Source organism: Niastella populi (assembly GCF_002078015.1).
GTDB classification, from domain to species: Bacteria; Bacteroidota; Bacteroidia; order Chitinophagales; family Chitinophagaceae; genus Niastella; species Niastella populi.
Genome location: NZ_LWBP01000208.1, coordinates 1 through 14517, shown reverse-complemented (window position 1 = coordinate 14517; position 14517 = coordinate 1). Strand labels below are relative to the sequence as shown.

The window sequence follows — 14517 nt, the reverse complement described above, 5'->3', positions numbered from 1 at the left end:
CAGAATTCGCGGCTGCATTTTGAAAAAATGATCAAACCGGTTAATATTGCTGTTCCCAACTTTATAAATGCATGATGCAGAACTTGAGAAATTTGATCCTGCTTATGAGCCTGAGTATGCCGGCCTTTACACAGCAAACCGTATCGCCGGGCGTTTCCAGCGAATTGGCAGTACATCGCCGGGCAGAGATTGCTGATCTTCGCTACCACCTCGATTTTAAGATACCTGCATTGAAAAGCGAAAGCATCAGTGCCACGGAAACCATTTACCTCAGTCTGAAAGCCAACGTCCAGCCGTTACAACTCGATTTCAAACAGGATGTGGGGCATATACATACATTGACCGTTAACGGCAAAACGATCACACCAAAGCTCGAAAGCGAACATGTTGTGATTTCGCCATCACATTTGCGTAAAGGTAAAAACACTATCAACCTGCAATTCACGGCCGGTGACGCAGCCCTGAACCGCAATGCGGATTACCTGTATGCACTGTTTGTACCGGATAGGGCCCGCACCTTATTTCCCTGCTTCGACCAGCCCGATCTTAAAGCACGTTTTACGTTGACATTACGGGTGCCATCCGGTTGGAAAGCACTGGCGAACGGCAGGCTGAAAGACAGTGTCACAAACGGTTCGCAAACCGTTTATAACTTTGCCGAATCGGACCTGTTGCCAACTTACCTGTTCTCTTTTACCGCGGGCGTGTATGCTCATGCGCAAAAACAAATTGGGCAATACAATGCGGAATTTATCTACCGTGAAGCTGACCCGGGCAGCAATGTAGATTCCGTTTTCAAGGGCCATGAAGAGGCACTTCAGTATCTCGAAGAGTGGACGGGGATCCGTTATCCCTTTCAAAAAGTAGGATTTGCTGCTATTCCTGATTTTCAGTTCGGTGGTATGGAGCATCCCGGCGAAGTACAATACAAAGCAGTAGCGCTGTTTTTGAAAGAACCAACAAAAGATCAGCTTATTGCCCGTACCAGCCTTATCTCGCACGAAACGGCGCACATGTGGTTTGGCGATCTGGTAACCATGCAATGGTTCAATGATGTATGGATGAAAGAGGTGTTTGCCAATTTCATGGCAGATAAAGTGGTGGAAAAACTGATGGGAAGCGAAACCTTCAATCTGAAGTTTCTGCAAGACCACTATCCGGCCGCTTATGGTGTAGATCGCACGCCCGGTGCGAATCCCATTCGCCAGCAACTCGAAAATCTGCAGGATGCCGGTTCTATGTACGGTAATATCATTTATCACAAAGCGCCCATCATGATGCGGCAGATGGAATTGCTGATGGGGAAAGAAAACTTCCGGAAAGGCGTACAGGAATACCTTCATAAATATTCATATGGCAATGCAACCTGGAATGATCTTGTGAAGATCCTCGCAAAATATAGTAAGAATGATCTGGTGAGCTGGAACAGGGTATGGGTGAATCAACCGGGCCGCCCTGTATTCGATTATACAATCCGCTACAAAGGTGACAAAATTGATAAACTCAATATAACGCAACGACCCGAATCAGGAGATGCGCGTATTTGGCCGCAGGTTTTTAACATAGCACTGGTGTATGCAGATAGTGTTCGCACCATTACCGTGAACATGAACACCGCCAGCTTGCAACTGAAAGCTGCCACAGGTTTATTGAAGCCGCTGTTTATTTTGTTCAATGCAGATGGCATGGGCTACGGGCTGTTCCCGGCTGATAAAACCGTGCATGAACAAATTTTCAATTTGAAAAGCGCAGTGAGCCGCGCTGCCGCATATGTGAATATATATGAGAATGTACTCTCGGGCCGGTATATGTCACCGGCCGGATTGCTTACACTGCTTACCAAAGGTTTGATCCTTGAAACAGAGGAAACCAACCTCAAATTGCTTACCGGTTACATGGCTGGTATTTACTGGTCGTTCATTACCCCTCAGGAGCGCCAGGCATTTGCAGCTCAAATAGAAGATGCTTTGTGGAAGGCGATGGAAATACAAACGCAACCCAATAATAAAAAGTTATTGTTCAAGACATACCAGAGCGTATATGAAAGCAGTAATGCTGCGAAACGAATGTATGATGTATGGAAGGAACAACAGCCGCCGGCAGGTATGAAGCTGGCGGAAGAAGATTATATTTCGCTGGCGCTAACCATTGCATTGAAAAACGATACGGCGCATGCTGTAATAGCCCGTCAGCGCGACCGGTTGAAAGATGCAGATAAAAAGGCGCGGCTTGATTTTCTGATGCCGGCTTTGTCGGCCAGCGTTGCTGAACGGGACAGTTTTTTTGCCGGCCTGGCCGATCGCAGGAACAGGGCAAAGGAAGCCTGGGTGGTCACTGCATTGGCGTACCTTCATCATCCCCTGCGCCAGTCTACATCTTACAAATATCTGCCGCAAAGTCTCGAGCTGGTAGAAGAGATCCAGCGCACCGGAGATATTTTTTTCCCGCAAAACTGGCTGAGCGCGGTTTTCGGCGCCTATCAAACCAAAGATGCCTGGCAGGTAGTACAACAATTCCTGCAAAAACATCCGGATTTTAACCCCAGGCTGAAAGCAAAAATTCTGCAGGCTACCGATAACCTCTATCGCGCGCAGAAGCTGGCGGAAAAATAAAATTATAAAGCCTGAGTTCGGTACAGTACCAGACTCAGGCCTTTTAAATGATGCTCTCTCTTGTCAATGACTGATGATCTCTCTTGTCAATGACTGATGATCACCTTCCGGGTAATCCACAGGCTTCATCTTTACATTAGCTTTTTTGTCCGGTACCTGCCTTTTGCGCAGATCTTTCACGATAAGCTCTATACACCTGTTTTCGGTAAGGCTGATCGGCAAATAGGCTGGATTGGAGGATTCAGCCGGTGGGCAGATAGAGGCCGGATTTTAAGGAAGGCTTACAGTCAATTTTATCTTTATTTTTTATTTTAATCAGGGCAGCTGGCTTCAATATTGATTAGGTATATGTATGAAAAGCATCTCATTATTATCACTTATCGCCTTGCTGTTGGCGGGTTCTGTACAGGCTCAGCAGCCGACAGGCAGTTTAGATATAAAATTTATCAAAAATATCTTTCAACCCGGCGATTCATTACTTGTGACAGTGGATTATAAAGATGGCGGTGGCCAATTACTGAACCAATCCCTGGCAACACTGGAGCTGGTCATTGAAGACGAAGAGGGCCGGCGCACCCGCCTCCGCTGGCCGGTGATCGAAGGGCGGGCTTCCGGTAAAATATTCTTACCCGATTCGTTGCCCCTCGGCAAATACACGTTGCTGGCGGGCTTACAGCAACGATTTTTCGAAGTAATTGGACAGATAAAAGACGCCAGGAACATCGGCAGTATACAAGCGATGCTGCTCACCAAAACTGGCGACTGGGACGAGCAGAAAGTTACTGTGGCGCCGGACGGCACCTTCGCTATCCGTAACTGGCTGTTTGAAGACAATGCATTGTTAGCTTTCCAGCGAACAAACGACAATGACCAGCCGCTGAATATCAGTATCAGTAGTCAACTTGATTCCAGCTATGAATCCCTGGCCGTTGCAGGCCGGCCCTTTTACATAGGTAATCCGCCAGCAGCGGTGCGGCCAACCCTGAACAAGCCTGTTGAAACCCCGGAAGCGCTTTTTGCAGACCGCGGTACTACGCTGCCGGCGGTCATTGTGAGGAGTACCGCCAAAACCCGGGCGCAGCAATTTAATGATGAGTATGTCAGCGGTTTATTCAGGTCAGGAGACGAGCGGTTGATTAGTATTATGGATGACCCCGGTGCGATTGGTTTTCCCAATGTTTTCAGCTACTTGCAAGGCAGGGTTGCCGGGTTGCAAATAACTCCAACAGGCGCTGCCAGGTGGCGTGGTGGCGGGGTAATGTTCTTTCAGGATGAAGTAAGGGTGTCTGCCCAACAGATCGCCAATATACCCATGACAGACATTGCAATTGTAAAAGCGTATCCCCCACCTTTCATCGGTGCCTTTGGTGGCGGCGCCGCGATTGCTGTTTATACCCGTCGGGGTGGCGAAGTCAATTACCTACCCCCCAACAGGCAGGTGTTTAAAGTACGCGGCTACACGCCATCAGCAATAGCGTTGGACATGAATAAGCTACGTTTGTAATTATAGGATCAGGATCATTTTTTTCTGCCACTAAACCGATTAATACAAGAGCTGATCGCTTTTGACCGTTTGTTCGATTACATGTTACCTGATTAAATTACTTTGAATCTAAGGTATCTTAGGCACACCCAGTTCCCTCAATTTGGCCATTACCGTCAAATTACCTTTTAAAGGAATGTGATATTTCTGCAATATGTCACCGCATTTTCTGCTACATTAATACGGAGCTCCTTGTCTTGTTCGGCCCGTACCGGGTATTTTTTGCCTCACACTTTTTAACGCTAAATGGAATTAGTTAGTAAAAATTGGTTAAAAATTGGTTAAATTCTGCTTAATGCTATCGTGACGTTAGGGTTAACTTTAGGCTTAACCAAAATAACTGCTCTGATGAAAAAGCTCTTTTTATCATGTGTAATGCTATGCCTGGTGTTCTACGTGCAGGCTCAGCAGGTTATAATCACAGGGGTCGTTACTGATCCGGGAAATATACCAATTCCAAATGCCAGCGTAAAAATCAGAGGTACCGACAAGGGAACTACTACCAACGACAAGGGTTTCTTTTCTCTTCCAACGTCCATCAATGCAGTGCTGGAAATATCTTCGGTGGGTTATGCTTCCCAAACCTTCAGGGTCACCAACGATAAGCCGCTTTCCCTTAAGCTGGCTGAATCGAACAGCAACCTGGCGGAAACGGTGATCATTGGTTATCAAAAAGTGACCCGTAAGAAGAATACCGCTGCGGTTTCCAGTATTTCGGGGAGGGAACTGGCGAACCTGCCGGCCTCCAGTTTTGACCAGCTATTGCAGGGCCGGCTTTCCGGTGTAAACGTACAAAACTTCAGTGGTGCGCCAGGCGCCTCGCCTACAGTGAGTGTACGGGGAAGCTCATTGCTCAGTTCGGCTTACGATGAAAATAACGTGCTCAATAGTCCTTTATATGTGGTAGACGGCGTGCCCCAGCCTACCGAAACCTATGTAGGGCCTGGCACAGGCACCGGTCTTAACTATCTCGGTGGGGTAAATCCCAATGATATCGAATCTATCGACGTATTGAAAGACGCTTCGGCAGCTGCTATTTATGGTTCCCGCGCCGCCAATGGCGTTATTCTCGTTACCACTAAGAAAGGCAGGACGGGCGCTCCCAAAGTGATCTTATCGGGCTATGCCGGTATTGTGCAACGCCCCAAACTCCGTGACGTTACGCTCGGTGCAGAAGAAAGAAGAGCCAAACTGGCCATCCTGCAGCAACAACTGGATTATAACCAGGAGAGGGGATTACCAGCACTCATTACAGACAGCCTGAATCCTGCTTTCAATGGCAATACCGACTGGCAGGACATGTTCTATCAACCCGGTAATGTAAAGAGTGCCGATCTGAGCCTTAGCGGCGCCAGTGAAGGGGGGGCCACCTACCGCTTCAGCACGAGCTACTACGATGAAAAAGGTATCGTCAAAGCTACCGGCTTTAAAAGATATACTATGCGACTGAACTTGGGCGCCCGTGCACTGGGTGGTAAACTAGACATTAATCCCATCATCAACTACTCGCGTACCGACAAAGCCCGTGGCAATGGCGATGGCAACAGTCCCATCAGCCTTGGTGCCAGTAATATGCCATCATCCCTTTTTAACCTCGACTCAAATAAAAAGGCGTTCCTGCTGGGGCAATACGATGACAACCTCGACAATAACATTTCCAACCAGTTAAGCTTTACGTTGAACCTAAGCTACGCCATCAATAACCACCTGAGAATTACGTCGCTCACTTCTTATATCTATAAGAATTCGCGCCGCGATTTTAACCGAACCAATGAATTGCAGAATGGTAATGGTAATTATTCTTTTGCCTTCTCCGACAATGAGATCAACATCCTGTCGTCCAATTACATGAGCTATGTAAATACTTTTGGCAAACATAACCTTAGCGTAGTAGCCGGCCAGGAATTCACCTACGATCAATATCAAAACACCCACGCATCGGGATTTGGCGGCGCCTCCGATCAGATCCAGGTAGTGCAGGGCTTCCAGCAATTGAAAATAGGCGCGTATTCCGATTACCAGGCTTATGGCTTATTGTCGTACTATGGGCGTATGGCGTATGATTTCGATGGCAAATACCTGCTTTCGGGCAGTATACGTACCGATGGTTCGTCCCGTTTTGGTGAAAACAACAAATGGGGCTTCTTTCCGTCTGTATCGGCGGCATGGATCCTGACCGAAGAGTCATGGATGAAAGATGTGGCGAATACGTTCTCCATGATCAAGCTTCGCGCAAGCCTTGGAACTTCCGGCGCCCTGCCTACTGAAAACTACCTGCAATACAACCTGTATAATGTAAATGCCGGCGGATTTAATGGTAATGGCGGCGCAGGCACCTACAATGCTATCACCGCAATTACACCCAACTTCTACAATGGCGCCGCCCAGAAAGGATTGAGCTGGGAGAAATCAAAGCAATGGAATATAGGCGCCGACATAGAAGTGTTGAATGGCAAATATTCCGCCTCGCTCGACTTCTACAATAAAGAAAATTCTTTTGGCCTGTTCTCCGTTATACTGCCTGTGACATCGGGCTACGATGTGGCCAAAACCAATTCGATAGGGGTGCGGAATGCCGGAGCGGAATTAACCCTGGCAGCCAACATCCTTCCCCAAAAGAGCCAGCTCAAATGGTTCAGCCGGCTCAATATCTCCTATAACAAGAATACCATCATGAACCTGCCCAATGGCGGCCGCGACCTGGTATTGAGTGGCGACCGTTTCGATAAATCGCACATCCTTTCCGTTGGGAGCCCTGTAAATGCATTCTACCTGTACAAAACGCTTGGCGTATATCGTACTGATAAGGATGTTCCCATCAATCCTTATACAGGCACCCGCTTCAGGAATCCCAATGGCGAGTACCGCGCGGGCGACTTCCAGTTTGCCGATCTCGATGGCGATTATCTCATCGACGTATTCAACGATGGCCTCAACCCCGATAAAATTCCTATTGGCGATCCCAATCCAAAGATCACCGGCGGCTTTACGAACAATTTCACCTGGAAGAACTTTTCCCTTGGCGTTTTCTGCACTTTTACCTTCGACCGCGATGTGCTGAACCTGTTCAAAGCCGACCGCTTCTCCAACTCCACCGATGGCGATCCGTATAATAACTTTGTACGATACTCCATTCCCGATCTCAATAAGATCAATATATGGCGCGAACCAGGTGATAATGCGCAATATGCCAAATACGACCTTGGCACTTATCGCTACTATTATACCTCAGCCCAGACCTTCTTTCTTGAAAAAGGCGATTACTTCAGGATCAAAAGCGTTACGCTGGGCTATCAACTTCCCCACAACTTCCTTAGCAGGTTCAAGATCGACCGGTTCAAGGTATTTGGCGTTGTCGACAATCTGGCGATCTTCCAGCGGTCGAATGACCTGCCCGATGCCGAAGCTGTTAATTCATACGGTGAATACAACGGTGCAGGATATCCTATTCCGAAAAAATTCACCCTGGGCCTGGAAGTTCAATTCTAATGTGACCGCATAAATAGAAAAAGTATGGAACGCAAATTATCAATATATACCATTCTACTACTGTCAGTATGCATTGTTACGGGCAGTGCGTGCAAAAAGATCCTGGAACAAACACCGAAGAACTCTACCTACGATGAGGTGTTCTGGAAGTCGGGCCGCGATTATCAATCGGCCATGGCCGGCAATTATTCCCTGCTGCGGAATGCGCTGACCAATAAAAGCAACCGCTACTACATGTATGGCGATGCGGTTGCCAAGAATTATTTCACCATCGATTATAACGGCGATGGGCTGGACGGCATTCAAAATGGCGATTTTACATTCAAGTACAATGTACAAAGCCTGGGCGACTGGTCGATGTTCTTTAAGACCATTACCATGAGCAACCTTATCATCAGCAAAATAGATCAGGCAACCGACGAAGAACTTTCTGACATAGATAACATCGCGGAATTTAGAAGGAAGATAAAAGGGCAGGCGCTGTTTATCCGCGCATTCACTTATTTTCAAATGACGCGCGTTTGGGGCGACGTACCCCTCGTTATCGAAGCATACGAAGATCCGATAACGGCGCCCCAACTGCCGCGAACTTCAGCCGTCGACGTACAAAAGCAGATCGAAAAGGATTGTAGGGAAGCCGCAGCCCTGCTGAATTGGGGTTATTCCGTAAAATCGGAAAGAGCGGTCATGGCTAATAAAGGTTCTGTTTATGCACTGCTGACACACCTGTACCTGTGGCGCGCCACCATGACCGATCTTAACTCAAAAGTACCGGCACAAGACGATGTGCACAATGCCGATACTACCCTTACCAGGCTACTGGCCGAGGGCGGATATTCCTATACCGATACGGCTAATTATTATATGACCTTTGTCGGCCGCAGCAACACCGCCACTTCACCGGAAGGCATTTTCCAGCTGTACATGGACGATAGAACGCAGGAAGGCTCCAATGCCCACATCGGCCTCGAATTCCTGCGCGGCGCCGAATACGTGTCTTACTTCGGCAACAACGCACGCTTTTGGGTGCCCAGTTCCTACTTCAACAACAATTACCAGTTCTGGTACTGGGACGGCAGCCAATGGACGCGCCCTCTCGACACCATTGATATCCGTTACCGCAAAAACTTCGATTATGTGAACAGTTCCGAACCCATGTGCCGTAAATACAGCAATGTAGTATACCGGAATCCCGGGCAAAATCTCGACGCCTATCTAAGCAATGATATGGTCATCTTCCGCTACTCAGATATGAAATTGCTGCAGGCAGAGATCGCCCTTTATAAAAATGACCTCAATACGGCCATACAGGTGATCAATGAATCGCGGCAACGCAATGGCTCAAATTCTGCTAACCGGGTCGATGATACGTATACCCGCGACGACCTGATGTATGAATACGTCGTGGAGCGCGGAAAGGAGATGTACCTCGAAGGTCATATCTTCTTCGACCTGCTTAGAACGAGGATGTATCCCAACTTTGTTGACTGGCTTTCTGAAGGCCGCTTTGCAAGAGGTGGTTTTTATTGGCCGGTAAGCCCCTCGCTGTTCAAGGAGAACAGGTTCCTGGTACAAACTTCTTACTGGCTGGGCAAGATCTGATCATCGTGCTTAACTTAATTATCTTTTTATTATGAAAAATATTTTAGTATCACTACTTATACTCGTCGTGGCCGGCAGTCTTGGATCCTGCAACAAAAACAGCTATAAAGTAGATGGCGGCACACATAACCCCAAGGTGGATATGACCACCTACGATTACCTGAAGTCGAAATCCCAGTTCTCTTCCCTGGTGCATTTGATAGACAGGGCCGGACTGAAAGAGACCGTCAATGGCGACATCACCTTCTTTGCCTGCACCAACTATAGTGTGGATGAGTTTGTAAGGGCACGATACAACAGAAGGGCCATCGAGCTGAATGATGAAAATATCATTTACACGCTCGACAGTCTTCCATTGCAGGAAGTGAAGGACTCACTGAAGATGTATATGTTCAATGGCGACCTGGGCCGCGATCACCTGACGGTAGAAGGCAACTTCTATCAAAACCTGCTGGGTCCTATTCCCAATGCATCGTTTTACATCAATCTCAGGCGAACACAGGATTACGGCAGTTACATCGACCATGTAGACTACATCCGTTTTACCAAAGTGATTGGCACACGCGACGAAACAGAGCGCGATCAAACCACCATCCCGGCAAAAGACAGGGACATGGGATATGATTGTCAAACCACCGGTATTATTACCAACACCGGCACCATCCATGTGATGAGCAACTATCACCGGTTGTTCTTCAATACCGAACCCCTGCCTTAATGAGAATATACATTATCATTATTCTTTTACAAGCAAGACAATACACCATGAGAAAAATAATTAACTTCCTGCTGGTTCTTATAATAACCGGCATGGCCTGTAAAAAAATACAGGAAGGTTTTTTGAGCGATACCATGCGTTATATCGATAAGAATATCTATTGCCTGCGCGGTTTGCCACTGGTGCAATCCCAGCGGATAGATATCGATGGCTCTACGCCGCCCATCACCTTTGAAATGCAGCATCTGCGCGATGAGAACGGAAATCCTGCGCCGAAGGAGTTTTTCGAAGAATATGAAGTGCTCGTGTTCAAGTCGGGGATGACTTTCGATATCAAAACCGACACCACCGTGGCCGAACTGAATAAGAAAAGGGAAAAGAGAATTGTAGCGCCTATGGAGTTCAATCCCGTGAGCGGGCAGATCAGTTTCAACCGCGGCTCTGTAAACATTCCTTTGGGCAAATATACCTTCGACCTGCAGGCGACCAATGTAAATGGCACCAAACAGTTTCCTTCATTCGGCACTATCAATATTGTAGACCCGCTTCCCGAAGATATCTTCCTGCAGGAAGACAATGTTTCCAATGCCTTTAACGAATCAACCGGTATTTTTACGGCACACAAAACCCCAAAGCTGAGCTTTACCAAACTGTCTAACGACGGCGCCCGGATTATTCTGAAGATCACCGACAAGAACGGCGCCCCCTTCAATCCCCAGGCCGGCGAGATCATCCGGCGTGGCGACCGCCCCACTTTCGAAAACTATGCCCGGTTCACGCCCGTGCAATTTACCGATACGGCTATGATCTGCGACTTTGAAGTAGCGCCTTTTCCGTTGGCAAAATATATAGATGCCACTACCGACTGGGGACACCTGATCTATTACCGCATACCCAGCAATTTTGCTATTATAGATGGTTTTACACCGGGCTTGTATTCAGTTAATCCCCGCTTTGCCTTTACCCTGAAAATGGAAGGCACGTATATCATCGAGCTAAGGCTGACAGACGTCACCCGTACACAATGAGCATAGGATCAGCTATCCGAACTCTTTGTCGTCTTTAGGAAATGCATCCTGCCAAAAGCGGGATGCATTTTTTTGAAGGCTGCTGTTCTGTTAAGGAGGCAAACAAAAAGGGTCGTTTATAATGCGATCCTTAATATTCAGTATGGCACTCTCTTAAAAGACATTCTATTGTTCTCAAGATCTTGATTGCTATATGAAGGTAAAAGTATAGTTAGTCTGTTTTTATTATAAGATAATAATTGCAAGATGATTTGGTGTGTTTCTTTATCGGTCTTTTCCTTCTTACTATTAAGTATCAATGTGTCCCCGTTGCAAGAATACGTTCCAGAAAACTGTTCATCGGGATCGTTTACAGTTCCCTTCCAGCTAAACGTTTTGTCTTTATTCAACGTAAAGCTGATAATCCCATTCATTCTAAGCAAAACTTCCTTCAGGAGGAAGTCTTACGAGGATTCTTTCAGAATTGGAAGAGAGCGGATTCATAAGAAAGTATCTCGCATATGGAAATAAGGAAATAAATAGCCTATATCAATTGATCGATTTTTATTCACTTTTTTATCTACGTTTTATTAAAGAGTAGTATTCTGGACGATAATAATTGGATTAATAGTCTTGATAGTCCGGCACAACGTGCATGGAGCGGTTATCATTTGAACAAATTTGTTTGGCTCACACAAACAAATAAAGCAGGCATTGGGTATAAGCGGTGTTCAAACCACAACATCTGCATGGATAAGTAACAGCGAACCTAGAGCGCAGATAGATTTGCTTATTGACAGGCGTGATCATGTAATCAACGTTTGTGAAATGAAATTTTCTCTTAATGGTTTTACAATAGATAAGAGGTATGCAGAGGAACTCGGAAATAAGATCGGCGTTTTTACGTCAGAAATAAAAAAGCGTAAATCTATCTATTTAACAATGATCACAACGTTTGGGGTGACTAAAAACCAGTATTCGATGTCACTGGTGCAGAATGATTTAACGATGGATGTGTTGTTTGAGTAAAATTCCATCTAAAATAATAATATCGTTACCTTAAACCTTGCCAATTCCAACCCTTAAGATTAAAGTCGATTACTACAATAACGAAGAAAAAGAAAACATTGAAAAAAACTTTCCAAATGATTTTGAACTTATAGAAGCTGTCGAAGGAAAAACAATTGAAATTCCATACGAGGATTTTAAGGTCTATTCTGTTTTTAGATATCAGTATGATAATGATTTTTCAGCTGAGCCATCAACAAGAAGATTACTTCTTAATTGTGTTATAAATAAACGTTATCAGGATTTTATAAATACACTTTTGGCAAGTGACAGAAATACACGTTTACGAGAAGAAAGTAATTACCTTTTATTTCAAATGTCTATGAATGTAATGACTACCAGTTCGGGCATGTGCGGGCGAAATATCTAACCGGTTATTAGCAGATTTGATTGTTTTTGACGATTTATACGCTTAATAATCAGTTGATTTCCAAAGAAGTCCGAAATTTATTACATTTGTTTCAGTATATTACTTTTTAACTATGGACGGATTAACTGTTATATCTGAAAGCATCGGGTACTTATATAAACTTTCAAATAAAACTCCCATATTGTTAGATGATGTGCAAAAGGAGTTCAGGGCCGACTTGCAAAGTTTCATTATAGGAGAAACACTCACTATGCAGAATGGACAAATTGTTATAGGTAATAATTTATATAACAAATGGTTGGAGAAAATTGGTACAAAGGGGTTTGATTATGAAATAGATTTTAAAAAATGAGTATTGCTGAGAAGCTTACGTTTATCGAAATTCTTAAAGGCAAAATAGATCAGTTAAAGCCACGAAAGGATTGGGATGACGCTTTTTTTAGAAAAGTAAAGATTGATTTTACTTACACTTCAAATAAATTAGAAGGTAATACACTCACCTACGGTCAAACAATTAAATTACTTCGGGATTTTGTAGCTCCCAGAAATGTGGCTTCAGGCGAGGTGTTAGATATGATCAATCACCAAAGGATACTTGATGCTGTATTTATCAATTACAAATCACAAAGTATCTCTGAAGAAAATATAAAAGGACTTCACAGAGAACTAATGAAAGATACTGCTCAATGGGCGGACTATGGTCTTTATAGTCCTGGTGAATACAAGTCATTTGAAAACATGACTGTAAGGTCAACCGGTAAAATACATATGTACCTACCTCCTGACCAGGTGACAGAAGCAATGGAGCAACTAATCCGGGAAGTAAATGAGTTTTTAAAAAACACAGACATAAACAATATAGATAAACACCCGCTAACTATTGCCACTTATTTCCATCAGCAGTTTTTGAATAAAATACATCCTTTTAGTGATGGCAACGGGCGAATAGGGCGAATGTTTGTTAATCTTATTTTGCTAAAACATGGATACCCTCCTATTTTCATTAAAGAGATCAATAAAGATGAGTACCTGCGGCGTTTTGAACTATCTGACAATGACATGAACCCAATGTTGAATTATATGGCGGATAGATTGACAGAGAGTTTGGAAGAGAAGCTGGCGTTTATGAAAGGACAAGGATAAATACTGTCTACCCAAAAGAATAAATGTCATACGAATATTTTTGCAAAATAACTCGGATCAAGGTTCCCTGAAAAATTCTAAAGCAAGTATTGTATTAATATTTGCAAATTATAGATAATTCGCAATTTCTGCATATGTATGCTATACGATGATAAATTTTTAAATAATGACTTCGCCTCTTTTAGATAGAATTACTATTCAGCCTGAGCCAATGGGAGGCAAGCCCACGATACGTGGATTACGTTTTCCTGTAAGTGATATTCTGGAGCTTCTGTCCAGTGGTCTTTCTGAAGCTGAAATCCTTGAGCAACATCCTATTCTTGAAAAACAGGATATTGCTGCATCTCTTCTGTATGCTTCACTGAAAATTAAAAATACGGTAGTCATTTATGCAGTCTAATGCATCTTATCGATCTATATAACACGGAAATCCCCGGCGTTTCAATACTGTTCAGACAAATCTCCAGTCGTCTGGTCAAAGGATTGATAAAAGAGAGGCAATTGGTATTTTGACCGAATGTAACGGATGTAATTTATTCCTTCGGTTTCAACCCGATGACGTTGGGTGACGATTACTAATTTATTTGCCCGATTCTGGCGGCTCCAGTGTGCATATTCCATCAGTTGCCCGATAGCGGCTCGTATGGATTGAATTAAAGTGTTATAGGTTTTAATCTCGTAGAAAATAATACCATCTTTAGCATTGACTACGATGTCAATCGCTCTACCCAGAAAGTTGGCTGGATGATTGCGTTCGACATTAGTGTTGCCGTAAAGGCCGCATAGTTTGCACATAAGTCTAAGACTAATTTCCTCATGCATTTGAGGCATTTCAATAGGTTCAGGACTCAGGCGGGTGATCATGGGCAGTCTATCATTCGGCTCTTGAATATGCTGATTTGTACAAGTAAATATAAAAGAACCTTCAGTTGGATGACCCACCTCTAATATAAGGAGCGCCCTAT

10 protein-coding genes are annotated in these 14517 nt (G+C 44.7%); 9 read left to right on the top strand and 1 reads right to left on the bottom strand.

The genetic code is table 11. The features are described 5' to 3' along the window. The first annotated feature begins 71 nt into the window (after positions 1 to 71). The 9 genes from A4R26_RS25300 to A4R26_RS25245 all read left to right on the top strand — a co-directional run bounded on the left by A4R26_RS25300 (position 72) and on the right by A4R26_RS25245 (position 13952). On the top strand, positions 72 to 2612 hold the full coding sequence (locus tag A4R26_RS25300; protein ID WP_242675014.1) for a M1 family metallopeptidase: 2541 nt from the start codon (positions 72 to 74) through the stop codon (positions 2610 to 2612). 352 nt (positions 2613 to 2964) lie between these two features. Then, positions 2965 to 4116: a hypothetical protein gene (locus A4R26_RS25295; protein WP_081169321.1), complete on the top strand. Its 1152-nt coding sequence runs from the start codon at positions 2965 to 2967 to the stop codon at positions 4114 to 4116. A 387-nt stretch (positions 4117 to 4503) separates the two neighbouring features. Then, positions 4504 to 7644, top strand: a complete 3141-nt coding sequence (locus tag A4R26_RS25290; protein ID WP_081169320.1) for a SusC/RagA family TonB-linked outer membrane protein — start codon at positions 4504 to 4506, stop codon at positions 7642 to 7644. 24 nt (positions 7645 to 7668) lie between these two features. Then, a complete protein-coding gene (locus tag A4R26_RS25285) occupies positions 7669 to 9246 on the top strand; it encodes a RagB/SusD family nutrient uptake outer membrane protein (protein WP_081169319.1) in 1578 nt (525 codons plus the stop codon). Between the two features lie 31 nt (positions 9247 to 9277). Next, positions 9278 to 9964, top strand: a complete 687-nt coding sequence (locus A4R26_RS25280; protein ID WP_133054775.1) for a hypothetical protein — start codon at positions 9278 to 9280, stop codon at positions 9962 to 9964. A 47-nt stretch (positions 9965 to 10011) separates the two neighbouring features. Beyond that, the gene (locus A4R26_RS25275) at positions 10012 to 10992 is read left to right on the top strand and encodes a DUF5007 domain-containing protein (RefSeq protein ID WP_165760409.1); all 981 of its coding nucleotides are present in this window, start codon (positions 10012 to 10014) and stop codon (positions 10990 to 10992) included. A 1045-nt stretch (positions 10993 to 12037) separates the two neighbouring features. Next, the gene (locus A4R26_RS25260; RefSeq protein ID WP_081169315.1) at positions 12038 to 12409 is read left to right on the top strand and encodes a hypothetical protein; all 372 of its coding nucleotides are present in this window, start codon (positions 12038 to 12040) and stop codon (positions 12407 to 12409) included. Between the two features lie 348 nt (positions 12410 to 12757). After that, positions 12758 to 13552 (top strand): Fic family protein, encoded by a 795-nt coding sequence (locus A4R26_RS25250; protein WP_081169313.1) that lies wholly within the window; start codon positions 12758 to 12760, stop codon positions 13550 to 13552. A 166-nt stretch (positions 13553 to 13718) separates the two neighbouring features. After that, on the top strand, positions 13719 to 13952 hold the full coding sequence (locus tag A4R26_RS25245) for a DUF433 domain-containing protein (protein WP_081169312.1): 234 nt from the start codon (positions 13719 to 13721) through the stop codon (positions 13950 to 13952). A 41-nt stretch (positions 13953 to 13993) separates the two neighbouring features. On the opposite strand, the gene A4R26_RS25240 is transcribed toward A4R26_RS25245, so the two are convergent. Next, the coding region (locus A4R26_RS25240) for a hypothetical protein (protein WP_165760408.1) at positions 13994 to 14517 on the bottom strand (524 nt) is incomplete at its 5' end.